This window comes from Peptoniphilus faecalis (genome assembly GCF_012976305.1).
GTDB classification, from domain to species: Bacteria; Bacillota; Clostridia; order Tissierellales; family Peptoniphilaceae; genus Peptoniphilus_A; species Peptoniphilus_A faecalis.
Genome location: NZ_JABDSR010000001.1, coordinates 1 through 23,943, shown reverse-complemented (window position 1 = coordinate 23,943; position 23,943 = coordinate 1). Strand labels below are relative to the sequence as shown.

The window sequence follows — 23,943 nt, the reverse complement described above, 5'->3', positions numbered from 1 at the left end:
ATTTTAAAGGAGGATTTTATGAAGCTTTATTATGCACCGGGTACATGTGCTGTATCCATTTGGATTGCTCTTCATTGGTTAGGAGCAGATTTTGAGACAGAAAGAGTTAAGTTGGGATCTTATGAATACAAGAAGATCAATCCCTCTGGAGCGGTCCCTGCTCTTGATACGGGAGATGGAAATATAAAAACCCAAGCAGGTGCAATATTATCATATATTGCAGATAAGTACAAAGAAAAAGATTTAGGACCAGACGAAGGTCTTGAAGATGAATTTTTATTTAATCAGATTTCAGCATTTTTGTCTGCAGACTATCATCCAGCTTTTTGGCCAATGTTTGGCCCTAAAAATTACACAACAAGTAGAGATGAGAAAGATTTAGAGAAGGTTGTTGAAGCTGCATATAAAAAAATTGATAGCGTTGCAATAATTTTGGACAATATGCTTGAGGGAAAAACTCATATTTACAAGAATAAAAGAACAGTTCTTGATGCCTATGCTTATATTTTAAGCCGTTGGCTTTCAAAGACACCAAAGTCTTGGACTGAATATCCAAATTTAAAGAAGTTTATGGAAACTATGGAAAATGACGAGGAAGTTCAAAATATTATAGAACTTTCTACAAAAGAAATTTAATAGGTCTTTAAAAGACTTTTTACTAGGTTTTAGCATGATCTTTTAAAAAATTAAACTTAAATTCATGCTAAAAATTTTTACAAAAAATAAACATCTAATTAGATGTATTTAAGGATGGTTTTATGAAAATTGGATTAATTGTAGGTTCTTTAAGAAAAGAATCGTGGAATAAGTTGGTAGCATTAACAGCAAAGGAATTATTTCCAGAGGATGTGGAAGCAAATATTATTGATATTTCAAATGTTCCACTATATAATCAAGATTTGGACGAAGACGAGCCAAATGAAAATTTTAAAAAAATAAGAGAAGAGGTAAAAAAATATGATGGTTTTATTTTCTTCACACCAGAATACAACAGAAGTTACACACCTGCAATAAAAAATGTAATTGATGTAGTATCAAGAGATCCAGAAGGCAGTGGATTTAAGAAAAAGCCGGCAGCAGTTTTTAGTGCATCCATTGGTGGATTTGGAGCGATGGCAGCAAATCACGCACTTCGTCAATCCTTTATTTATGTGGATTTGATTCCTATGCAACAACCAGAAGTTTATCTATCAAAGGTTCAAGATCTTTTTGATGAAGACAAAAAAATGGTAGAAGGAACTAGAGAGTTTTTAGAGAAGGCTGTTCTTAGTTTTGTTGAGCACGCAAAATTAATAAATAGAAAATAATTATATTAATAAAAGTATCAATTTATTTAAATTAATTAAAAAGCTTTAGCAAAAGTTATTAAAAAAGCAATTTATGCTTTAAATGATAAATATTTAAATTAGTGAAATTCAAGGAGGATATTATGAATTCAAAAAAAATTAGAGATCAAAAAGTCGATCATTTACTAACACCAGAAAACGCAGCTTTTATAGCAATAGACTATCAACCTATTCAAGTTAGTTCTATAAAAAGTATGGATCAAGAAGAACTTGTAAAAAATATTACAAAGACTGCAAAGCTTGCGAAACTTTTTAAACTTCCAACAGTTTTAAGCACAGTTAATGTAAAAAATGGTGAAAATGAACCTCAAATAAAAGAAATTGGAGAAGTTTTCCCAGATATTGAACCAGTTGATAGAACTACAATAAATTCTTGGGAAGATGAGGAGTTTTATGATGCTGTAAAGAAAACTGGAAGAAAGAAGCTTATTATGACAGCACTTTGGACAGAGGCATGCCTTAGCTTTCCAGCACTTGATGCTTTAAAGGAAGGGTATGAGGTCTATGTTGTAGTAGATGCCGTTGGAGGAACAAGTGAAGTTGCACACAAAGCTGCACTTAGACGTATGGAACAAGCTGGAGCAAAACTTATTAGTTTCGCACAACTTGCTTGTGAACTTCAAAGAGATTGGAATAGGGAAGAAACAAAAGAAGAATTTGCAAAAATTTTGTTTAGTAAATAAGAGGCTAATTTAATAAAGCTCACTTTGTAAGAAAAGGATATTTGTTTTAAATTATTTTTGATGGCAATATATCCAGTTAGATTATTGAGGGAGTATATGGATATTTCGTTAAAATTAATAGTAGCACTTCATAGATGCATTGATAAGATCGATAAGAAAACCATGAAACTTGCTCAGGAGGAAGGTTTGACCTTTGGACAGTTTGAAGTTTTGGAAGTTCTTTATAGTAAGGGAGATATGAGCATTGGAAATGTAATGAGAAAGATTTTAAGCAGTGTTGGAACTATTTCTGTTATTGTAAACAATTTGGTAAAACTTGATTATATCGAAAAAATTCCTTGTGAAAGCGACAAGAGAGTTTGCATTTTACACCTAAAGGACAAGGGAAGAGATGTCATTGAAAGGGTTGTTGTTAGAAATACAGAAATGTTAGAAGAGTCTTTTTTAATGTTAACAGAAGAAGAAAAAGAAAATTTGCTCATAATTTTAAAGAAAATTGGAGGTATATATGGAAAGAAAAGTAATTAAAAAAGTACAAGGTTTTAGAACGAAAGACGGTGCAGGAGTAAGCCTGGTAAGAGTTTTGGGGCATGAAACTGTAGAGGATTTCGATCCAATCTTAATGCTTGACTCCTTTGACAGTACAAATCCAGAGGAATATACTGCAGGTTTTCCAATGCATCCACATAGAGGAATTGAAACAGTTAGCTATCTTTACAAGGGAAAAATGGTTCACAAAGACACTCTTGGCAATGAAGATGGAATTGGCGATGGAGAGGTTCAATGGATGAATTCAGGATCTGGGATTGAACATGAGGAAATGGTTCCAGCATCCGATAGACTTCTTGGTGTTCAACTTTGGCTAAATCTACCACAAAAGGAAAAGATGAGTAAGCCAACTTATAATAAGATTCATAGAGATGAGATTGAAGAAATTGATATTGATAGTGGCATGATTCGCTTGCTTGCTGGAACTTACAAAGAACATCGTGGTTTTGAGGGAGAACACTTGCCACTTGATTATTATGATATTCACTTGGAGCCAAACAAAGAATTTACAATTGAAACAGATCACAATAAATCTGTCATGATTTTCACACTTATTGGAGATGTTTATGTTGGAGATGAACATATAGAAGAAAAAACAGCTGCAAAACTATCAGAAGGCGACAAGTTAACAATTAAAAATGGAGACAATAAGGCACAAGTATTGTTCATGAGTTCTGACAAACTTAATGAAGAAGTTGCATGGGCAGGTCCTATTGTAATGAACACTTCAAAAGAAATCAGACAAGCTTATGAAGATCTTAGAAATGGAACATTTATAAAGGAAAAAATTGAATTTAATGCCGATTAAATTATAGAAGTGAGTTTTAAGCTCACTTTTATAATTTAAAAAGAGTTTAAAATTTTTAAGATTAGGATGTTTTTTATTAGTATAAAGGAGAAATAATGAGAGTAGAATTTGAAAAAAATAGAAATAGAGCGGCACTTTACGATGAGAAAGACAACCTTGTTGGAGAGTCTACATTTTCACCTTCAGATGCGAAATGGATTATAGATCACACATATGTGGATGAAAGTTTAAGAGGCAAAGGATATGCTTCAAAACTTGTAGAAAAGATAGTTGAAAATGCAAGAAAAGAAAATGTAAAAATTATTCCGCTATGTCCATATGCAAAAAAAGAATTTGAAAAAAAACTTGAATATAATGACGTTCTTTTTTAATCAGGAGGTAGATTATGAAGGTAAAAAACTATGTAGAACTACAAAGGGCTTTAAATTCAAAGGAAGATTTAATTGAAATTTATAATTCATTTACAATTCCAAATTCAATCACATTGAAAAAAGGAAAGAAACTTGTTGGTAAAAATAAAGATGTTCTTATAAGTTTTATGAATGGTGAAGGAATTGGACTTGAAGGCGATAATGAGATTAAGAATCTTGCAATTCAAACATCACATAAGGAAAGAGCCATCTTTATAAATTCAGAATTAGAAGATTTAAAAGATATATCCCTAAAAGATCTTACAGTTACAGGTGTAGTTCAAATTCTTACAAGAGGGAACAATAAGTTTTTAAACTTAAATGTTGAAAACCTTGATATTGTTGCTGCTGATGCAAGAGGATTTGTAGAAAGACCTATGAAATATGGCGTAATTGTATACCAAGGAGCATTTACAATTTATAACTTTAATCCATCTAAAGATAGCGAAATAACAGCAAATATTAAGGGATTAAAAATAGGAAGAGAACTTTCACCTGTCTTTGGAAGTGGAGTTTTTATATCAGGCTTTAATGACGAAGGTGGAAAAGTTACAGTAAAGGAACTTGAAACAAAAGAGATATATTCAAATGGAATGATTCCAACGGGTCAACCTAATTTAATTACAGGTGCTATATTTATTGTCTATGGTGCTCATGCAAATAAAATTGTTTCAAATGGAGTTGTTAAAACATATGGAAACAACGATATGGTTCTTGATGTATGGGGAGTTGTGGATGATTGGACAACAAATGAAAAAGTAATTAGCTATGGCTCAAGTGGTATCGGATTTGTAAATTTTGGAACAGTTAAAAAGTTCCTTGCAAACAAAGCAATTGAAACTTATGGTAAAGGCGCCAGAGGATTTAACCAATACGACGGTACTATAAATAATGCCACATTTTATTCAATAAAAACTGTTGGAGACGGATCCATTGGTATGCAATTTTCAAAACCAGTAGGGGAAATCACTATTACTAAATCAGTTGAAACCTTTGGTGGAGAAGGAGAAACACTTGTAAAAGGCGTTATAAAAACTTTAAAAGCAGATGGAATAAGCGTGCTTGAAGGTGCAATAATAGAAAAATTATTTGTCGGAGAAAATATTGAAACAAGGGGCGATGGAGTTATAAGTTTTAATATTGATGGTGGCGAAGTTAAAGAATTTGAAATAAAGGGAGAAATTATTGCAAAAGGAAAGGGTTCAAAAGAAAGAAATATATAGTAAATAAAATGTAAATTATATAATGTAAAAAGTTTTGTGTCAGCTCCTCCTAATAGGTTGGGCTGATATTTTTTAAGATCAAAAAATCGGCAAACTTATATAAGTAAGTCGATTTTTTCTTTGAAATATAATTAATTTTTATTAAAAAGTTTCTAATCTTTGAATTTAAAGCATAAATAAATTTTTTATTACAAGCTTTGACTTGCCTTAATGCCTGCTATTGTTCCATCACATACAGCTGTAGATACTTGTCTTACAGACTTTACTCTGATATCTCCGGCAAAGAAAAGGCCATCAATAGTACTTTCTATATCAGTCTTTACAAAACTATTTTCTAAATCAAAGTTTTCTAAGTTTTTTAAAATATCTGAGTTTCCACTTTGACCAATTTGAACAAAGACTAAGATTTCATCTTTATCTTTAATTGTTTTTCCTGAAGATAATTTTATTTCAGAATTTGAAACTTTACTTACAATCTTTTCACTAGTATGAACTATAATATTTGAACTATCTTCAATTTTCTTTTTAAATTCGTCGATGCAAAGTAACTTATCTTTATCTTGGACTATATGAACTTCTCTTGCAAATTTTGAAATATATAGACCCTCCTTAGCTGCTCCATCGGAACCTCCATTAATAATTACTAGCTTATCTTTTAGCAAATCTTCTTTCCCAAAAGGCCAGTGATAAGATTTAATTTCATCTACCTCAAGTTCTTTAAGTTTAGAGCCTGCTGCATAAATAACTTTTTTAGCTTCATAAGTATCTTTGTCAGTGGCAATAATGAATTTATCAGTTTCCTTTTTTATAGATATAGCCTTTTCATAAACCACTTCTATATTAGAATATTTAAGTTGAGCTTCCAATTTTTTTCTAAAGCTTTCGCCTGTTTCATTTTTATCAACAGATGCGTAATGACTTACTTTAGACACATGACCAATTATTCCACCAATTTGCTCTTTTTCTAAAATTAAGATGTCCTTTCCTCTTGCTTTTGCATAAAGGGCAGCACTTACACCACTAGGACCAGCTCCTATAATAATTATATCTTTCATATTACCTCCTATATCCCATCAAATCACTAGGTTTAATAAAATTATAAATCTTTTAGAACTTAATTGCAAATAGTATAAAGTATAAATTTATATATTTCTTTAAGGAAGGACAAGGGTTTCTTTTAGAAAAAGAAGCTGTAATACTTAATCAATCAAATAAATTCCTAAAATCATGTCCTACATTGACTCCCTTTACCATAATGGAAGATAAGATTATCAGATTTCAATATTTTTATTCTCAATTGTAAATAGTAAATTGAATCTAATAATTTAATTTGTTATAATCATAAAGATAGGAGTGATTATATGGAAATGCCCATAGTTTCAATAATTGGCAGACCAAATGTCGGCAAATCTACTTTATTTAATAAAATAGTAGGAAGAAAAATTTCAATAACTGAGGATACTCCTGGTGTTACTAGAGATAGGATTTATCAACCTGCATCATGGCTTAATTATAAGTTTTTACTTGTTGATACTGGTGGACTTGATTTAAAAGATGAAGATATTTTTATGTCTAATATAAAGGCACAAATCGATATGGCATTAGAAACATCTGATGTTGTAATATTTTTAGTAGATGGCGCTGAGGGATTAAATCCTACAGATAGAGAAATTTCAAATTTTTTAAGGAAAAATAAAACTAAAGTAGTTTTAGCAGTAAATAAATATGATTCAAAAATCACAAAGGAAAATATTTTTAACTTCTATGAATTAGGTTTAGGTGAACCCATTGCCATAAGTGCAGAACAAGGTACAGGTGTGGGTGATTTACTTGATGTAGTAATAAGTGATTTTAAACCAATTAATGATATGGAAGATGATGATAATATCAGGGTAACTTTAATTGGAAAGCCAAATGTCGGAAAATCTTCGCTTCTAAATTATTTGACTGGAGAAAATAGATCAATTGTTACGGATATCCCTGGAACTACTAGAGACTCTATTGACTCTTTAATTAAATATAAAGACAATGAATATATTTTTGTAGATACTGCTGGTCTTAGAAAAAAGAAAAAAATAATTCCGGGGGTTGAAAGATATTCTGTTATAAGAACCCTTACGGCAATTGAAAGATCTAATGTATGCGTACTTATGATCGATGCACTTGAAGGTGTAACAGAGCAGGATTCTAAAATTGTAGGTTATGCTCATGACAATAATAAAGCAATTATTATTGCAGTTAATAAATGGGATGCTCTTGAAAAAGAAACAAAAACCATGAAAAATTTTGAAAAAGATATTAGAAATAATCTTCCCTTTGTTACTTATGCTCCAATAATATTTATATCTGCAAAAACCGGGCAAAGAGTCAATGATTTCTTAGATTTAATAGAAGTCGTAAACAACAATTACAATCATAGAATCCAAACAGGCGTCTTAAACGATATTTTAAACAAAGCTGTTTTGATGAACCAACCTCCATCTGATAAAGGAAAGAGAGGAAAGCTATATTACGGTTCTCAAGTAAGTGTTAGACCACCTAAATTTTTACTTTCTGTAAATGATAAAGAGTTGTTTCATTTCTCATATCTTAGATATATTGAAAATCAAATTAGAGAAACTTATTCCTTTGCTGGAACTCCAATTATTTTGGAATTAAAAAATAGAATTAGCTCAAGAGCTGACAAAGGACCTAAAAGATGAATTATCTTTTAGTTTTAATTATATCTTATTTTATAGGAACAATTTCCGGTTCCTATATAATCGGAAAATTATTCTTAGATAAAGATATTAGAAATTACGGATCTGGAAATGCCGGCACAACTAATGCAATGAGAGTTCTTGGCAAAAAGGCTGGAGTCTTAACTTTTGCAATTGATTTTTTTAAGGGAGTAGCTGTAACTTATATTATAGGAAAGATTTTTGGAACAAATTTTGTTCCTCTGGGAATACTTGGAGCTGTTATAGGACATGATTTTCCCTTCTACATGAATTTTAGAGGTGGAAAGGGCGTTGCAACAACGCTTGGTGCACTTGCACTTTTTAATTTCCCACTCACTTTAATATGTTATATTGTATGGGTTCTAGGAACTATTCTTACAAAAATAGTTTCAGTTGGTTCAATTCTATTTTTTATTTCTATTATTATTGTCTACACTTTTATGTCCCAACTAAGTATTTCAAATATAATATTAGTTATCATAATTGCTTTAATTGGAATAATAAGACATAAGGAAAATATTAAGAGAATTATAGCTGGAAATGAAAATAAAACAGGAGGTAGAAAATGAATATTACGCTATGCGGTGGTGGAAGCTGGGGGACTGCTATTGCAAGGCTTTTGTCAAATAAAGGACATAATGTTAATTTTTATATTAGAAATAAATCTGTAACTGAAGATATAAGGAAAAATAAAGAAAATATTAAATATCTTCCAGGAGCTAAATTTAACAATGATATAAACTTAACTAGCAATTTGTATACTGTTCTTGACGATATTGATATTTTTGTACTTGCAGTGCCAACATCTAGTGCTAGAGAAATTTTAGAAAGCATTAAGGGAAAAATTTCAAAAAAGACAATTGTTGTGAATTTATCTAAGGGTATTGAACTTGAAACATTGGAGAGAATTTCAGAAATTTCAGCTGAAGTTTTAAAAGATAATTCTTTTGTGGCACTCTCTGGTCCATCGCATGCCGAAGAAGTTGGAAAGGACATTCCTACAACAGTTGTAGCTTCATCTACAGATTTAAAGGCAGCGAAAATTATTCAACATGAATTTTCTACTTCAATTTTTAGAATATACACAAATCCTGATTTAATTGGAGTTGAAATGGGAGGAGCTCTCAAAAATATTATTGCACTAGCAGCAGGAATGAATGATGGACTTGGCTATGGTGATAACTCTAAAGCAGCTCTTATGACTCGTGGAATTTATGAAATGAGCAAGCTTGGTATTGCAATGGGTGCAAATCCGCATACCTTTAATGGATTGTCGGGAATTGGAGATTTAATAGTTACATGTACAAGTATGCACTCAAGAAATAGGAGAGCTGGAATTTTAATTGGCAAGGGGAAATCTATGAATGAAGCTTGCAAAGAAGTTGGTCAAGTAGTGGAAGGTGTAAAAACTGTAAAGGCTGCTTATAAACTTTCTAAGTTAAAAAGCATTGAAATGCCAATAACAAATGCACTTTATCAAGTACTGTATGAAAATTATGATCCAAATAAAGCTGTGTTTGATTTAATGACTAGAAAAAATAAGGACGAAATAGAGCAAATCTTTTTCGAATAATAACATATTGCAGGAGTTTGTGATATAATTATTTGGTGAATAGGTGGTTATTTGAAGAATTTTTTAAAAAAAAATAAATTTTTTAAGAGAAGGCTAATTGCTTTTTTATTTTTTATTATTATAATGATATTTTTTACGAAATTAATAAGAGGCAATCGCATAAATAATTATAAAACAATTTTCCCGACATTGACCACTTTTGAAAAAGACATTGATACAAAAATTTATAATTTATTTGAGGAGAAAACATATTTTTCCATAGGTGATGGTATTGCTGTTTTTCACGCTAGTGAAGGACAAAAAGTTCCAGCTGGTTATGAAGTTGCAAACTTAAATTTAATGGAAGATGTTTCATCTTTAAAAGACGACTTAAATAAAGTTAAAGCTGCATTAAAAATTAAAAAAGGAATTGAACCAATAGAAAAAGAAAATAACCATAGCTTTACAAAAAATCTTCAAGAACAAATAAAAAATAAAAATTATTCAGGAGTTTACTTTGATATTAATTCCTCTGATGAAGTTTCTATAGAAAATATTAACGAAGCAGAGTTAAAAGAGTATCTTTCATTATCTGAAGATACCCTTATGCTTAAAGAGAAGGATTTAGAAGACAAAATTTCTAAATATAATTTTTCATATGTTACTGAATTTAGTGGCATTGTTTCTTATAAAATAGATGGAAATGAAGATTATTTCAAAACTGACAATCTAGATAAATTTACTTATAAATATCTAAATAAAAATTATAATTTTAAAAGCCTAGAAATGGAAACTAAGGTAAAAAATGGAGATCCTCTTTTTAAGATTATAAACAATATCAATTGGAAAGTCGCTTGTACAATAAATAATGTATCACAAATTACAAACTACAATATTGGTGATTCTGTAAAAATTCAAATTCCTGATATTGAAAATCTGTATGGTAATGTAGAAAAAATAAACAAAGATAAAGATCATGCAGTTATAATTGTAAGTCTAGATAGATATTTTGAAAATATGTATTCAAATAGAATTCACGATGGTAAAATTATTGTAAATAAGACCAAAGGGTTTGAAATTCCCAAATCTACTTTAATCAATAGAGATAATTTGACGGGAGTGTATGTTCAAGAGATAAAAGGTCTTGTCAAGTTTGTTCCAGTTGATATAGTTAATGAAAATAGCGATAATGTATTTATTAATAAGGGAAATAAACAGTCTGTGATTAGCATTGGCGATAAAAGTTATAAAACTGTAACTGTAAATGATGCCATTGTATTAAATCCAAAAACTGTGGATGAGTCGAGAATATTAAATTGAGGTGGTATTTTGAATTTAGAAGAAAATTTAAAAAAACTTTATGAAGACATTGAGCTTGCAAAAGATCATTCAAATTTTTGTAGAGATGTCAAGCTTATTGCTGTTTCAAAGACACATCCTGTTGAAATGATAAAGGAATTTAATAAACTTGGTGTTACAGATTTTGGCGAAAATAAAGTTCAAGAGCTTGTTTCAAAAATCGAAGATAAAGAAATTGAAAATAAATTAAAAAATAATAAAATAAATTTTCATTTAATTGGCAATTTACAGACTAATAAAGTAAAATATATTTATGACAAAGTAGAATTAATTCAGTCCCTTGACAGAATAAAATTAGCTAAAGAAATTGATAAAAGAGCAGCAAGGGATAATATTAAGGTCGATTGTCTTGTGCAAATAAATATTGGCAATGAGGCAACTAAATCTGGTATAAAGTATGAGGACACAGAAGATTTTATTTATGAACTTTTAGATTATAAAAATATAAATATAAAAGGGCTTATGGCAATTGCACCTAATAGTCCTGACGAAACTTTGCTAAGGAAATTATTTGAGAAAATGAATATCATGTTTGAAAATATTTCGTCAAAGAACTATGAGGGTGTTGAAATGAAATATTTATCAATGGGCATGAGCCATGATTTTAAATTGGCGATAGAGGAAGGAGCCAATATGATTAGGGTTGGTTCTAAATTATTTGGAAATAGAAATTATAATTAGGAGGATATTATGGCAGAAAAAACAATGGACAAATTAAAGAAAATTTTCGGTTTTGCAGATGAATATGAATACGAAGATTTTGACGATGAGTTTGAAAATGATGTTAAAGAAAATGAAGTGGTTGAACCTACTTATACAACAAAGAGTATTACTCACACTAAATCTAAACCTAGAGTATCATCAAATGGTATGGTAATTACAGTCCACGAGCCGCTTTCTTATGATGAATCACCACTTATTGTTGATGATTTAAGAGATTTCAAAGCTGTTGTTCTAAATTTTGAACAACTTGATGTTGATGTTAAAAGACAAATTTTTGATTTTGTAAGTGGAGCTCTTTATGCAGTTGATGGCAAGATGCAAAAAGTGAACAAAGATATTTTTATATTAGCACCAAATAATGTTGAAATCGATGGATTAAAAGAACAACTTAAAAACAATGGAATGTTTCCTTGGTAAAATTAAATAGAATAGATTTAATTAATCATATAAGTAGATCTGAGGAAAGAACTGCTATAAGAAAAGTTATTGATAAGATAGAGTATGTAATGAATAATTATATAACTACATCTACTGACTTTTTAAATCCTCATGAGATTAATTTATCTATTTCCATTTTAAATAGGTTTAAAAATGAGGTTTCCTATAAAGTTTTTGGAGGATATGAAGACAGTGAAGCTAATATCATATATATTTATCCAAGTTTTAAATATGAGAATGATGCAGATGATATTGTCTTATTCAAATTTGAATCTAATGAAAAAATTAAACATGGCAATGTGCTTGGATCAATTTTGGGTTTAAGCATAGACAGACGAAAAATAGGTGATATTTTAATTGGCGAAAAATTCACTTATTTTTTTGTTAAAAGAGAAATTGCAAACTTTATAGAAATGAATCTCACAAAAATTTCCAAATATAATGTTATTCTTAGTCGTCAAGAAAAAATCCTTGATATTCCTAAAAAAGAATTTTATTATAAAAAAATCATTGTTTCATCCTTTAGGCTCGACAATTTAATTTCAAAGGTTTTTAATTTATCAAGATCAAGGGTAAAAAACATGATAAACAATGAATTTGTAAAAGTTAATTTTTCCGTTGAGACTAGATCTCATTTTGAGCTAGATTTGGGAGATTTAGTTTCCTTAAGAAAGTACGGGAGATTTAGAATTTATGATGTAGAAGGAAACACTAAGAAAGGAAATTTTGTCGTTATAGTGAGATTAAACAAATAAGGAGATACTATGTTTGTTGCTATTTTTAGCATTATTTTAATAATTATAGATCAATTCACAAAATATTTGGTAGTTACTTATATTGCAAATGAAAATCCAATTGTTTTAATAGATGATTTTTTGAAATTATACTATATAGAAAATAGAGGAGCAGCCTTTGGAATTTTACAGGGATTTAGGTTCTTATTTGCAATAATTACTATTGTAGTTTTATTAGTTTTAATAATATTTTTAGTTAAAAATTACAATAAGATACCTTTTATTTATTTATTAAGTTTCAGTCTTCTTATTGGTGGAACTATTGGAAATTTTATTGATAGAATTAGGCTTCATTATGTAGTTGATTTTATTAGCATGAAGTTTTTTGGACATGATTTTGCAATTTTTAATTTTGCCGACATGTTTATTGTTATTGGAACGATTTTAATTTCTATTGGAATAATTCTCCACGACAATAAAGGTTGATCTATGTATAAAAATACTTTTGTAATAAATTCAGAGTTTGTTGACTCTAGGCTTGATAAATATTTAAATAAAAAACTTGAAATAAATAGATCACAGATAAAAAAGCACATTGAATCAGGTAATATCCTATTAAATGGAAAAATTGTAAAAGCTGGATATAGTTTAAAAAAAGGCGATATAATTACAGTATCTTATGAAAATGAAAGGCAACTCCTTCCAGAAAAAATTAATTTTAAAATTTTATATGAGGATGATTATCTCGCTATAATATCAAAGCCACAAGGATTAGTCGTGCATCCTGGAGCTGGAAATACTAGTGGGACTCTCGTAAATGGTCTATTATATAGATTTAAAGATTTATCCAATCCAATAGATAAAGAAAGACCGGGAATTGTACATAGGCTTGATAAAGATACATCTGGTCTTATGATTATTGCAAAAAAAGATGAAGCCTATTACAAGCTCATAGAGATGTTTAAAAATCACAAAATTGAAAAACATTATTTAGCAATAGTCCACGGAATTATCGATGAAGATTTTAAAGTTGATGCTCCCATTGGACGAGATCCTAATAATAGAATAAAAATGAAAGTAATAGAAGAAAACTCCAAACCTTCTTCTACAAGCTTTCATGTTTTAAAAAATTTTGATAAATTTACTTTACTTGATGTTCTGCTCCACACTGGAAGAACCCATCAAATTAGAGTGCATTTATCATATGTAAATCATCCAGTTGTTGGTGATGAAACCTATGGTGTAAAAAATAAATATAAAATAAATAAGCAGCTTTTGCATGCTTATAAACTTAAATTTATTCACCCAATAACAGGTAAGGTTGTTGAAATTATAGATGAATTTCCAGAAAGATTCACTGATTTCATGAGCATTTTTAGCGAGGAGAAATAATTTGAATAAGTACGATGTGATAATTGTTGGAGCAGGTGCCAGTGGTGTATTTGCTTCCTATGAATTTAAAAAATTAAATTCAAGTTTAAAAGTTTTAGTAATTGATAAGGGAAATACAATTTATAAAAGACAATGTCCAATAAAAACTGGTAAAGTTGAAAATTGCATTGGCTGTAAACCTTGTAATATTATGAATGGATATGGCGGCGCAGGAACCTTATCTGATGGAAAATATAATATAACTACAAATTTTGGCGGGCAAATGCATGATTATATCGGAAAAGACGAGTCAATTGAATTAATGGAGTATGTAGATGCTGTTCTTTGTAAATTTGACGGTGGAAATTCAAAACTTTATGAAACAACTGCTTCAAATTTAAAAACTCTTGCGCTAAAACACGATCTTCATTTACTTGATGCCAAGGTCAGACATTTTGGAACTGATAGAAATGTAAAAATTTTAGAAAAAATTTTTGAATGGACAAAGGATACTATTGACATGATTTTTAACACAACTATTGTTGATGTTGAAAAAAATGATGAATTTAAACTTACAACTGATAAGGGTGAAATATTTTATTGCAATAAATTAGTTTTGGCTTCAGGAAGAAGCGGTTCAAAATGGATTTCACAAATTTGCAAAAAGTTTAATATTAATTTATTTTCAAATCAAGTGGATATTGGAGTTAGAGTTGAACTTCCTGCCGAAGTATTTAAACATATAACGGACGCTGTCTATGAATCAAAAATAGTTTATCAAACTAAAGGTTACAATGATCTTGTGAGGACTTTTTGCATGAATCCCTATGGACAAGTAGTTGCAGAAAACACCAATGGAATTATAACTGTAAATGGACATTCCTATGCGGATCCAAAACTGCAATCTGATAATACAAATTTTGCACTTTTAGTTAGCAATACATTCACAGAACCCTTTAAAGATTCCAATGAATATGGGGAATCCATAGCAAAACTTAGCAATATGCTAGGCGGTGGAGTTCTTTTACAAAGATTTGGAGATCTTGTTAAGGGAAGAAGATCTGATGCGAGAAGAATGCTTAAATGCTTTACTGAACCAACTTTAAAAGCAACACCAGGAGATTTGTCCCTTGTAATTCCAAAAAGACAATTGGACTCTATTATTGAAATGATATATGCTCTTGATAAGATTGCACCAGGAACTGCCAATGACGACACTCTTTTATATGGAGTTGAAGTCAAGTTTTATAACTCAAGAGTTGAAACTAACTCAAACTTTGAAACTTCAGTAGAAGGTCTCTTTGTAGTAGGAGATGGTGGAGGTGCAACTCATTCGCTTTCACAAGCATCTGCCTGTGGCGTATACGTTGCTAGATATTTAAATAGTATTTTAGGCTAAGAGTATGTGTTTGCATACTCTTTTCTTGATAATTAGACTGTTTTTCAGTTATAATATAAAGACATGAAATGAGGATGTAAATGGAAAATAAAGAATTAATTAATGATATAAATAACAATATTAATGAATATATTAGAAATATAAAAGAAAATATTGACACAAAAAAAGCACTTGTTATAACTCATGGCTGTCAAATGAATGAACATGACTCTGAAAAAATAACTTGGCTTCTTGAAAAAATGGGTTATATTTTTGTAAATGAGGTTGAAGATGCAGACCTTGTAATTTTAAACACTTGCTCTGTTAGACATTCTGCAGAAGATAAAGTATATGGTCAACTTGGCAATTTAAAAAATTTAAAGTCAAAGAAAAAAGATATTAAAGTTGCAGTGTGCGGATGTATGATGCAAAGAGAAGAATCTAGAAATTATGTAATGGAAAAGTTCCCAAATGTTGATATTATTTTTGGAACAAATAATATTTGGAAACTTCCTGAACTTTTAAGTTTATCCTATGGAGGCAAAAAACTTTCAATTGATATTGAGGAAAATCCACTTAACATTGATAACTCTCTTGGTGCAAATAGACTTTATAATTTCAAATCCTATGTGAACATTATGTATGGTTGTAACAATTTTTGTTCCTATTGCATAGTTCCTTATACAAGGGGAAGAGAAACTAGTAGAAAACCCCTTGAAATAATTAGAGAAATTGAAGAATTAGCAAAAAGCGGAACTAAGGAAGTGACTCTTCTTGGGCAAAATGTAAATTCTTACGGCAAAAATTTTGGCGATAGATTTTCCTTTGCAAATCTAATTGAAGAAATTAATGAAATAAAGGGAATTGAGAGAATAAGATTTATGACATCTCATCCAAAGGATATTTCTGATGAGTTAATTTATTCTTTCAAAAATTTAAATAAGCTTTGTAACTTTTTGCATCTTCCAGTTCAAGCTGGTTCTTCAAGAGTTTTAAAAATGATGAATAGAAAATACACAAAGGAAGATTATCTAAGAAAAATTGACAAAATAAAAAATGTTAATCCAAATATTGCCCTTTCAACAGATATAATGGTAGGCTTTCCTGGAGAAAGTGAAGAGGACTTTTTAGACACTTTGGATTTAGTTAAAAAAGTTGAGTATGATACATCCTTTACTTTTATATATTCTATAAGAGAAAATACTCCTGCAGCTAAAATGGAGCAAGTTCCTGATAAAGTTAAGCATGAGAGATTTGAGAGACTTTTGGAAGTCTTATACCCAATACAAGAGAAGAAAAATAAGGCATTTATTGGAAGAGATGTAGATGTTTTGGTTGAAGATTTTTCAAAGAAGGACGACACATATGTAAGTGGAAGAACTGACGAATTTAAGCTTATTAATTTTAAGGGAAATAAAGAGGATATTGGTAAAATTTTAAAAGTTAGAGTAAAGGATGCAAATAGTTTTTCTTTAGTGGGTGAAAAAATTGAATCGTGAAAAATTAACGCCTATGATGCAGCAATATCTTGCTGTCAAAGATAAAAATCCCGATGCAATTTTATTTTTTAGGCTTGGTGATTTTTATGAAATGTTTTTTGATGATGCACTCCTTGCTTCTAGAGAGTTGGAAATAACTCTCACAAAAAGAGATGCAGGTCTAGAAGATAAGGCGCCTATGTGCGGAGTTCCCTATCATGTGGCATCAGGTTATATTTCAAAATTAATAAATAAGGGCTACAAGGTTGCAATTTGTGATCAAGTAGAGGATCCCAAACTTGCAAAGGGTATAGTAAAAAGAGAAGTTACTCAAATTATTACTCCAGGGACATTTACTGATACAGAATATTTAAATAGCGATTTAAATAATTATTTGCTTTCAATTTTTATTCACGGATATTCTTTGAACTTAACATATTCAGATTATTCTACTGGAGAAATTTATTTTACTGAAAAAACTTTTTTGTCAAAATCAGAGCTTTATAATTTCTTACAAGATGAAATTGACAGAATTAGTCCCAATGAAATACTTTTAAATGAAGAGATTACTTCTAAATTTAAAGATAAAATTAAAAGAGATAATATTTTTATTAATCCTTATATTTCAGAAAATTTAAAGGATATAGATTTATTTAAAGAGCTTGGAGAATATTTTAGTGTAAATTTTAAAAATAGTTTAAAAAATTTTATTTATGAAAATAATATTTCTGATTATACATCATTAAAGAAAATCTTACAGTATTTAGTAGTTACTCAAAAAATAAATTTAAAGCACATAAATAATATAAAATATTACAATAATTTTGATTATTTAATTTTAGATGAAAGTTCAAAAAGAACTCTTGAAGTAGTAAGGGGTCTTAATACCTTTACAAAAAAAGGTTCTCTATTAGATGTTTTGGATAAATGTAGCACATCCATGGGTTCACGTAAATTAAAAAAATGGGTTGAGAGTCCTCTTGTAAATATAGATAAAATATTTGAGAGACAAAACTTAATAGAAGCTTTTACTAAGGATTTACTTCTTCAAGATAAATTAGAAAAACTATTAAAGGAAGTCTATGATATTGAAAGACTCGTTGTAAAAATTTCCAATGGAAGCATAAATCCTCGTGAAATTGCCTCTCTTAAAAATACAATTATAAATTCGGAAAAGATAAAAGAAATTTTAGAAAACTATGACAATGAATATTTAAAATATTTGGGCAAAAAATTTATAGACTTAACTTATATTTATGAAAAAATCCAAGATATTTTAATCGAAAATCCTCCTGTTGTCATTGAGGATAATAGAATAATTAGAGAAGGTTATTCTGAGGATTTAGACGAACTTTTTAAGTTTGCAATTGAAGGTAAAAATTGGTTACTTGATTTTGAAAATAAAGAAAGAGAAAGAACTGGAATAAAAAAATTAAAGATTAAGCACAATAAAATTCTCGGATATTTTATTGAAATCACAAAATCTTTTTTAGATCAAGTTCCTGATGACTATATAAGGAAACAAACTTTAGTTGGATCAGAGAGATTTTTCTCCTTAGAATTAAAAAACATGGAAGGCAAGCTTCTTGGTTCAAAGGAAAGAGCTCTAAGTCTTCAGTCTGAAGTTTACAATGAATTAAAGGATTATATTGCGGGCGAAATTTATAAAATACAAATTTTGGCAGACAATCTTTCAAATTTAGACGCGCTTTTATCCCTTGCAAAAGTTTCTAATTTAAATAATTATGTAAGACCAAAGTTTAATGAAGATGGATTTATAGAAATAATAAATGGAAGACATCCTATTGTAGAATCCTATATGAATGATGACTTTTTTGTTCCAAATAACACTTATATCGACACCAAAAAGCACATGATTCACATAATTACTGGACCGAATATGGCTGGAAAATCAACTTACATGAGACAAGTCGCTCTTATAACAATAATGGCTCATATAGGGTGTTTTGTGCCTTGCGATAGTGCAAATATATCTTTAGTAGATAGAATTTTTACAAGAATTGGTGCTAGTGACAATCTTTCTAAGGGACAATCTACATTTATGGTTGAGATGCAAGAAGTTGCAGACATAATCGACAATGCAACTCCTAAATCATTATTGATCTTAGATGAAGTTGGAAGGGGAACAAGTACTTTTGACGGACTTGCAATTGCAAATGCGATAATCGAATACATTGCAGAAAATATAAAAGCTAAAACTCTTTTTGCAACCCATTATCACGAGCTAGTTCATCTTGAAGATAAATATGATTCTGTGGAAAATTTAACTATTGCAGTTGATAGACAAGATGATGAAATAATATTTCTAAGAAAAATAATCAAGGGATTTACAAACAACTCCTATGGAATTGATGTTGCAAAGCTTGCGGGCATTGATGAGACAATAATAAGTAGAGCCAAAGAGGTTTTGAATGTAATTGAAAAGGAAAATGAAGATATTAATATTGACTTAAACAAAGAATATATAAAAAAAGAAGACAATAATCCAGAAATATTAAATTTTATTAACAAATTGAAGGAAATTAATATTCTTGAAATAAGTCCAATGGAAGCTTTTAATTTATTAAATGAAATTATAAATAAATCCAAGGAGTTATAATGATTAGACTTTTAGATGAAGCAACTATTTCTAAAATAGCTGCAGGAGAAATAATTGAAAATCCCGCTTCAATTGTAAAGGAATTAGTAGAAAACTCTATTGATGCAGGCGCAGACAATATTCTCATAGAAATTAGGGGAGAAAGTACAGATTTTATTAAGGTTTCAGATAATGGATCTGGCTTTTCTGAAGAAGATCTTAATATTGCATTTTTACGCCATTCAACTTCAAAACTTGAAAAAATTGAAGATCTTGAAAAAATTAGAACTCTTGGTTTTCGTGGAGAAGCTCTTGCAAGCATTTCAAATATTTCAAAGATAAAACTTATGACAAAAAGGGAAGAGGACCTTGCTGGAAATTCCCTTGTAATAGAAAATGGAAAAATTATAAAGAAAAATAAAATTGGTATGCCAAAGGGAACTACTTTTGTAATTACCGATGTTTTTTATAACACTCCTGTTAGAAAAAAATTTTTGAGAAAAGATTTAACGGAGATAAATAATATAATTGATACTGTGCAAAAAATTGCCCTTAGCAACAATAATATTAAATTTACATTAATTAAAGATGGAAAAACAATTTTAAATACTGGAAGCGACAAGGATCCAATTAACAGAATCTTTAGTATATTAGGTTCAGAAATTGCATCTTCATTAAATGAAGGATCCTTTGAGTCAGAAAATTATAAAATTAAAGGTTTTTTCTCTGACAATAAAACTTTTAGATCAAATAGAGACAGCCAATATATATTTGTAAATGGAAGATTTATTAAAAATATTAATATTTCTAGAGCTGTAGAAAAAAAATATCACTCTTTAATACCATTAAATAGATATCCTGTCTTTGTTCTTTATATTGACATTGATCCAAAGTTAATTGATGTTAATATTCATCCAAAGAAAAATGAAATAAAAATTTCTAATGAAAATATTTTAAATGCTATTTTAACCGAAATCGTTGAAGAAGTAATTTATCCAAATCGAAGTATAAGAGAAATCGAAATCAAAGATAAAGAGGAAAATATAAATGTTTTTGATATTTTCCTAGATGATGATAAACCAAGAGATGATTCTCAAAGCAATGAATCTCATACAAATTTAAAAAGTATATGGGATTTAAAAAATGAATCGCAATATAAAAATTATGAAGACAATTTATATAATGCCTTTAATGAAGATGCAGTCTTATATAGAGAAGATGAAGTCGAGAATAATGAAGTTGAGAAGCTTGAAGAAAAAACTTTAAATCAAGAAATTCATGAAGAAAAAAACTTTTTATTTGATAATAAAAAAAGTCAAATTGACGAGAAACTTTTAAATACTAATATTGCAGGAATTCTCTTCAAAACTTATATACTTTTAGAAAACCAAAGAGATGGCATAATTTTTGTTGTGGATCAACATGCAGCACATGAAAGAGTTAATTACGAAAAATTTTTGCATATGTATTTAAATAGTGAAATTACTTCACAAATATTATTAAAGCCTGAAATAATACAACTAAATCAAATTGAGTATGACAAAATTTTAAATTATTTAGACTTGTTTACTAAACTAGGATTTAAAATTGAAAACTTTGGAGATAATTCTGTTGTTTTAAGGGAAGTCCCAATGATTTTTGGTCTTCCAACTTATGTAAATTTTATAAGAGATATTATTGATTCTCTTGATAAAGAAATTTCATCAAATTATGAGGCAGATTTATATGAAATTATGAAAAAGGCTTGCAAAGCTTCTGTTAAAGCTGGAGATGATCTTTCTGAAATGGAAATAGAATCCTTAATTAGAGATTTAAAGAATTGTGAAAATCCTTACACATGTCCTCATGGCAGACCAACAATTGTGGAGGTATCAAAGCACACTATTTCAAAATTATTTTTGAGGGAGTAAATGGAAAATTTAATTATAATTACTGGGCCAACAGGAATAGGAAAGACTGACCTTTCTCTTAAACTTGCTAAAAAATATTGTGGAGAGATAATTTCTTGTGATTCCATGCAAATTTATAAAAAATTAAATATAGGAACGGCAAAAATTGACTTAAATGAAACTTCTATTCCTCATCACATGATCGATATTATTGAACCTTCAGATAATTTTTCCGTTGCTGATTTTAAAAATGAGGCAAAAAAAATTATTACTAATATAAATAACAAAGGAAGAGTTCCCTTTTTAGTTGGAGGAACGGGACTTTATATCAATTCAATAGTCTACAATTTAAATTTTACCGAGACTGAACCTGATTATGAGTATAGAAAGGAGCTTAACAATATTTTAGAAGGAGAGGGAAGCGAATTTTTATACGAGAAACTTTTAAAAAAAGACAGTGAAATGGCTAAAAAAATTCACAAAAACAATAGTCAGAGAATTATTAGAGCCTTAGAAATTTTAAAAAGTGGAAATAAAAAGGGAAATAATTTTCGAGAAGAAAATAAGGACTACAATTTAATTTATATTGGTTTAAACATGGATCGAGATGAATTATACAAAAAAATTAATAACCGTGTAGACAAAATGATTGATTTAGGACTTGTAAATGAAGTAAAGAACCTTTTAGATGCTGGTTTAGACAAGGATTCTCAATCACTTAAAGCAATTGGTTATAAAGAAGTCATTTCATATTTAGATGGAGAAATTCAATTTGACGAAATGGTTGATTTAATTAAAAAAAATTCAAGGCATTATGCAAAGAGACAGCTTACATGGTTTAGGAGAGATGAAAGAATAAAATGGTTTGACAGAGAGTCAGACAATATTTTATCTGACATAGAAAATTATATAGACAGCAAATTAATTTAGGAGAAAAGATGACAGTATACGATAAATTATTTGAAGAAGAGTATAACATTGACTTGAAAATAATTGAATTTGTAAATAACAATGAAGCCAAATTAAAAGATAAATTTCAAAAATTTAGCGACATTGCACAGTATAATCAAGTTAAAATTTTAAAAGCTATGCAAAAAGAAGGTTTAAAATCAACTGACTTTAACTGGACAACTGGCTATGGCTATGGAGACATTGGAAGGGATAAAGTAGAGAGCATATACGCAAGAATTTTCAAGACAGAAGACAGCCTTGTAAGACCTAATATAGTTTCTGGAACTCACGCAATTACTCTTGCAATAAAATCAGCTTTAAAGCCAGGAGGTCATTTTTTGTCAGTTACATCTACTCCCTATGATACATTGCAAAAAGTGATAGGCATAAGAGGAGATAGTCCCGATTCATTAATAAAAATTGGATATGAATATTCTGAAGTTCCATTAGTGAATAATAAGATTGACATTAAGGGCATAAAAAACTATATAAAAGATAATACAACTCTTGTAATAATGCAAAGATCAACGGGATATTCAAATAGAAGAGCTTTTACAATACTAGAACTTAAAGAAGCCATTGATGAAGTTAAGAGAATAAACAAAGATATAAAAATTTTTGTAGACAATTGTTATGGAGAATTTACAGAATTAATTGAACCAAGTGAACTAGGAATAGATATTATGGCGGGATCTCTTATAAAAAATCCTGGTGGAGGAATTTCTTATACTGGCGGGTATTTAGCAGGCAAATCAGAACTTATAAATAGAGCAGCAAATATTTTGACCGCCCCAGGAATAGGAAAGGATTGTGGGCTTACCTTTGGAATGACTAGACAAATACTTCAAGGACTTTTTATGTCGCCAAAAATTGTCGAAGATGCAATAAGGGGAGCTACACTTTTTTCAAAATGTTTTGAAGAATTGGGCTTTAAAACAATTCCATCAAGTGATGAGCCAAGAAGTGATATTGTAACAGCAATTGAATTACAGAAACCAGAAATTCTAGAAACATTCTGTAAATATATTCAATTTTCTTCACCAGTTGACTCAGAATTTACTCCAATTCCTTGGGATATGCCAGGATATAATGATAAGGTAATAATGGCAGCAGGTGATTTTATAGAAGGATCATCTATTGAACTTTCAGCAGATGGTCCTATGAGAGAACCATACTATGTATATTTCCAAGGAGGACTATCTTATTATCACATAAAATTTGCATTAATACATTTGTTAAATGCACTTGATAAAGAAAGTCTAATTAAATTATGAGAATTAAATTATGAGAGTGAAAACATCTTTTAAAGATTATAATTTTCGGTTCTTTGTCAAATAGTGTTGGTGAATAAAAATTAATGATATATGGTTTATGTCTTATGGCTTAAACCATATATTTTTTTATGGTAAAAACATAAAAAAATTCTCAATCTAAAATTATCAAAGGAACGGTAACCGTAAGAAATTCTTTTAATAACTTTGATCTTGTTGTTAATACCTTCAATTTTCCCATTGTTGTAATTAGTATTTAAAGTATTCTTAATCTTTTCTAAATGTTTGATAGCTGTACTTATCGCTGCCTTAATTTTGCCATATATTTCCCCATACTCATCAGGTTTAAATTCCTGCAAAATAGTTTTTAAAGTGTCAAAATTTTTCTCTCTAATAGCAAATAAAATATTTTGGATTAAGTCATAAATCTTCCTGAAAGAATAGTCAAAATCTAAAATATG

Annotated in this window: 24 protein-coding genes; 22 read left to right on the top strand and 2 right to left on the bottom strand. The window is 29.3% G+C overall.

Translation table 11 applies throughout. The features are described from left to right. The first annotated feature begins 18 nt into the window (after window positions 1-18). The 7 genes from HKO22_RS00120 (at window position 19) to HKO22_RS00090 (ending at window position 5,019) form a co-directional block, all read left to right on the top strand. Entirely contained in the window at window positions 19-636 is a 618-nt protein-coding gene (locus tag HKO22_RS00120) for a glutathione S-transferase family protein (protein WP_169967614.1), read from the top strand. 122 nt (window positions 637-758) lie between these two features. Beyond that, window positions 759-1,307: an NADPH-dependent FMN reductase gene (locus HKO22_RS00115; protein ID WP_078756584.1), complete on the top strand. Its 549-nt coding sequence runs from the start codon at window positions 759-761 to the stop codon at window positions 1,305-1,307. A 122-nt stretch (window positions 1,308-1,429) separates the two neighbouring features. Next, window positions 1,430-2,029: a hydrolase gene (locus tag HKO22_RS00110; RefSeq protein ID WP_075658852.1), complete on the top strand. Its 600-nt coding sequence runs from the start codon at window positions 1,430-1,432 to the stop codon at window positions 2,027-2,029. A gap of 96 nt (window positions 2,030-2,125) precedes the next feature. Beyond that, window positions 2,126-2,557 (top strand): MarR family winged helix-turn-helix transcriptional regulator, encoded by a 432-nt coding sequence (locus tag HKO22_RS00105; protein ID WP_075658850.1) that lies wholly within the window; start codon window positions 2,126-2,128, stop codon window positions 2,555-2,557. Then, window positions 2,538-3,386, top strand: a complete 849-nt coding sequence (locus tag HKO22_RS00100; protein ID WP_169967612.1) for a pirin family protein — start codon at window positions 2,538-2,540, stop codon at window positions 3,384-3,386. Before HKO22_RS00105 ends, HKO22_RS00100 begins: the two co-directional genes overlap by 20 nt. 95 nt (window positions 3,387-3,481) lie before the next feature. Continuing rightward, complete coding sequence (locus tag HKO22_RS00095) at window positions 3,482-3,757, top strand: GNAT family N-acetyltransferase (protein ID WP_075658846.1); 276 nt, start codon at window positions 3,482-3,484, stop codon at window positions 3,755-3,757. 14 nt (window positions 3,758-3,771) lie between these two features. Further along, entirely contained in the window at window positions 3,772-5,019 is a 1,248-nt protein-coding gene (locus tag HKO22_RS00090) for a hypothetical protein (RefSeq protein WP_083635512.1), read from the top strand. Window positions 5,020-5,207: 188 nt separating this feature from the next. Here HKO22_RS00090 and HKO22_RS00085 read toward each other — a convergent pair whose 3' ends face one another. Then, entirely contained in the window at window positions 5,208-6,074 is an 867-nt protein-coding gene (locus HKO22_RS00085; RefSeq protein WP_169967610.1) for an NAD(P)/FAD-dependent oxidoreductase, read from the bottom strand. A gap of 306 nt (window positions 6,075-6,380) precedes the next feature. On the opposite strand from HKO22_RS00085, the gene der reads away from it, so the two are divergent. The 15 genes from der (at window position 6,381) to HKO22_RS00010 (ending at window position 23,485) form a co-directional block, all read left to right on the top strand. Further along, window positions 6,381-7,721 carry a ribosome biogenesis GTPase Der gene (gene der / locus HKO22_RS00080; RefSeq protein WP_169967608.1) on the top strand — a complete coding sequence of 447 codons (1,341 nt, stop codon included), beginning with the start codon at window positions 6,381-6,383 and terminating at the stop codon, window positions 7,719-7,721. Beyond that, on the top strand, window positions 7,718-8,308 hold the full coding sequence (gene plsY, locus HKO22_RS00075) for a glycerol-3-phosphate 1-O-acyltransferase PlsY (RefSeq protein ID WP_169967606.1): 591 nt from the start codon (window positions 7,718-7,720) through the stop codon (window positions 8,306-8,308). Before der ends, plsY begins: the two co-directional genes overlap by 4 nt. Next, window positions 8,305-9,312 (top strand): NAD(P)H-dependent glycerol-3-phosphate dehydrogenase, encoded by a 1,008-nt coding sequence (locus HKO22_RS00070; protein ID WP_075658836.1) that lies wholly within the window; start codon window positions 8,305-8,307, stop codon window positions 9,310-9,312. The genes plsY and HKO22_RS00070 overlap by 4 nt, the downstream gene beginning before the upstream one ends. Before the next feature lie 51 nt (window positions 9,313-9,363). Continuing rightward, a complete protein-coding gene (locus tag HKO22_RS00065; RefSeq protein WP_075658834.1) occupies window positions 9,364-10,611 on the top strand; it encodes an HlyD family efflux transporter periplasmic adaptor subunit in 1,248 nt (415 codons plus the stop codon). A 9-nt stretch (window positions 10,612-10,620) separates the two neighbouring features. Further along, entirely contained in the window at window positions 10,621-11,331 is a 711-nt protein-coding gene (locus HKO22_RS00060; protein WP_169967604.1) for a YggS family pyridoxal phosphate-dependent enzyme, read from the top strand. A 9-nt stretch (window positions 11,332-11,340) separates the two neighbouring features. Next, on the top strand, window positions 11,341-11,790 hold the full coding sequence (locus tag HKO22_RS00055; RefSeq protein WP_075658830.1) for a cell division protein SepF: 450 nt from the start codon (window positions 11,341-11,343) through the stop codon (window positions 11,788-11,790). Next, on the top strand, window positions 11,784-12,566 hold the full coding sequence (locus HKO22_RS00050) for a YlmH family RNA-binding protein (protein WP_169967602.1): 783 nt from the start codon (window positions 11,784-11,786) through the stop codon (window positions 12,564-12,566). Before HKO22_RS00055 ends, HKO22_RS00050 begins: the two co-directional genes overlap by 7 nt. Before the next feature lie 9 nt (window positions 12,567-12,575). Then, window positions 12,576-13,031, top strand: a complete 456-nt coding sequence (gene lspA / locus HKO22_RS00045) for a signal peptidase II (protein WP_075658826.1) — start codon at window positions 12,576-12,578, stop codon at window positions 13,029-13,031. Between the two features lie 3 nt (window positions 13,032-13,034). After that, window positions 13,035-13,937: an RluA family pseudouridine synthase gene (locus HKO22_RS00040; protein WP_075658824.1), complete on the top strand. Its 903-nt coding sequence runs from the start codon at window positions 13,035-13,037 to the stop codon at window positions 13,935-13,937. A gap of 1 nt (window position 13,938) precedes the next feature. After that, window positions 13,939-15,315: an NAD(P)/FAD-dependent oxidoreductase gene (locus HKO22_RS00035; RefSeq protein ID WP_075658822.1), complete on the top strand. Its 1,377-nt coding sequence runs from the start codon at window positions 13,939-13,941 to the stop codon at window positions 15,313-15,315. A gap of 80 nt (window positions 15,316-15,395) precedes the next feature. Beyond that, window positions 15,396-16,793 (top strand): tRNA (N6-isopentenyl adenosine(37)-C2)-methylthiotransferase MiaB, encoded by a 1,398-nt coding sequence (gene miaB, locus HKO22_RS00030; RefSeq protein WP_169967600.1) that lies wholly within the window; start codon window positions 15,396-15,398, stop codon window positions 16,791-16,793. Next, a complete protein-coding gene (mutS, locus tag HKO22_RS00025) occupies window positions 16,774-19,392 on the top strand; it encodes a DNA mismatch repair protein MutS (RefSeq protein ID WP_407947276.1) in 2,619 nt (872 codons plus the stop codon). The genes miaB and mutS overlap by 20 nt, the downstream gene beginning before the upstream one ends. After that, window positions 19,392-21,281: a DNA mismatch repair endonuclease MutL gene (mutL, locus tag HKO22_RS00020; RefSeq protein ID WP_169967587.1), complete on the top strand. Its 1,890-nt coding sequence runs from the start codon at window positions 19,392-19,394 to the stop codon at window positions 21,279-21,281. Before mutS ends, mutL begins: the two co-directional genes overlap by 1 nt. Further along, complete coding sequence (gene miaA / locus HKO22_RS00015; protein WP_169967585.1) at window positions 21,282-22,190, top strand: tRNA (adenosine(37)-N6)-dimethylallyltransferase MiaA; 909 nt, start codon at window positions 21,282-21,284, stop codon at window positions 22,188-22,190. Window positions 22,191-22,198: 8 nt separating this feature from the next. Further along, window positions 22,199-23,485 (top strand): methionine gamma-lyase family protein, encoded by a 1,287-nt coding sequence (locus HKO22_RS00010; protein WP_169967583.1) that lies wholly within the window; start codon window positions 22,199-22,201, stop codon window positions 23,483-23,485. A 95-nt stretch (window positions 23,486-23,580) separates the two neighbouring features. On the opposite strand, the gene HKO22_RS00005 is transcribed toward HKO22_RS00010, so the two are convergent. Next, window positions 23,581-23,943, bottom strand: a 363-nt coding sequence (locus HKO22_RS00005) for a transposase (RefSeq protein ID WP_169967581.1), incomplete at its 5' end; no start/stop codon positions are given.

Excerpts from the sequence above, each read along its gene's own strand:
- HKO22_RS00120 (WP_169967614.1), top strand. The coding sequence starts at position 19 with ATGAAGCTTTATTATGCACCGGGTACATGTGCTGTATCCATTTGGATT.
- HKO22_RS00110 (WP_075658852.1), top strand. The coding sequence starts at position 1,430 with ATGAATTCAAAAAAAATTAGAGATCAAAAAGTCGATCATTTACTAACA.
- plsY (WP_169967606.1), top strand. The coding sequence starts at position 7,718 with ATGAATTATCTTTTAGTTTTAATTATATCTTATTTTATAGGAACAATT.
- HKO22_RS00010 (WP_169967583.1), top strand. The coding sequence starts at position 22,199 with ATGACAGTATACGATAAATTATTTGAAGAAGAGTATAACATTGACTTG.
- HKO22_RS00055 (WP_075658830.1), top strand. The coding sequence starts at position 11,341 with ATGGCAGAAAAAACAATGGACAAATTAAAGAAAATTTTCGGTTTTGCA.
- HKO22_RS00100 (WP_169967612.1), top strand. The coding sequence starts at position 2,538 with ATGGAAAGAAAAGTAATTAAAAAAGTACAAGGTTTTAGAACGAAAGAC.
- miaA (WP_169967585.1), top strand. The coding sequence starts at position 21,282 with ATGGAAAATTTAATTATAATTACTGGGCCAACAGGAATAGGAAAGACT.
- lspA (WP_075658826.1), top strand. The coding sequence starts at position 12,576 with ATGTTTGTTGCTATTTTTAGCATTATTTTAATAATTATAGATCAATTC.
- HKO22_RS00070 (WP_075658836.1), top strand. The coding sequence starts at position 8,305 with ATGAATATTACGCTATGCGGTGGTGGAAGCTGGGGGACTGCTATTGCA.
- HKO22_RS00090 (WP_083635512.1), top strand. The coding sequence starts at position 3,772 with ATGAAGGTAAAAAACTATGTAGAACTACAAAGGGCTTTAAATTCAAAG.
- HKO22_RS00115 (WP_078756584.1), top strand. The coding sequence starts at position 759 with ATGAAAATTGGATTAATTGTAGGTTCTTTAAGAAAAGAATCGTGGAAT.
- HKO22_RS00105 (WP_075658850.1), top strand. The coding sequence starts at position 2,126 with ATGGATATTTCGTTAAAATTAATAGTAGCACTTCATAGATGCATTGAT.
- HKO22_RS00085 (WP_169967610.1), bottom strand. The coding sequence starts at position 6,074 with ATGAAAGATATAATTATTATAGGAGCTGGTCCTAGTGGTGTAAGTGCT.
- HKO22_RS00095 (WP_075658846.1), top strand. The coding sequence starts at position 3,482 with ATGAGAGTAGAATTTGAAAAAAATAGAAATAGAGCGGCACTTTACGAT.
- HKO22_RS00040 (WP_075658824.1), top strand. The coding sequence starts at position 13,035 with ATGTATAAAAATACTTTTGTAATAAATTCAGAGTTTGTTGACTCTAGG.
- der (WP_169967608.1), top strand. The coding sequence starts at position 6,381 with ATGGAAATGCCCATAGTTTCAATAATTGGCAGACCAAATGTCGGCAAA.
- miaB (WP_169967600.1), top strand. The coding sequence starts at position 15,396 with ATGGAAAATAAAGAATTAATTAATGATATAAATAACAATATTAATGAA.
- mutL (WP_169967587.1), top strand. The coding sequence starts at position 19,392 with ATGATTAGACTTTTAGATGAAGCAACTATTTCTAAAATAGCTGCAGGA.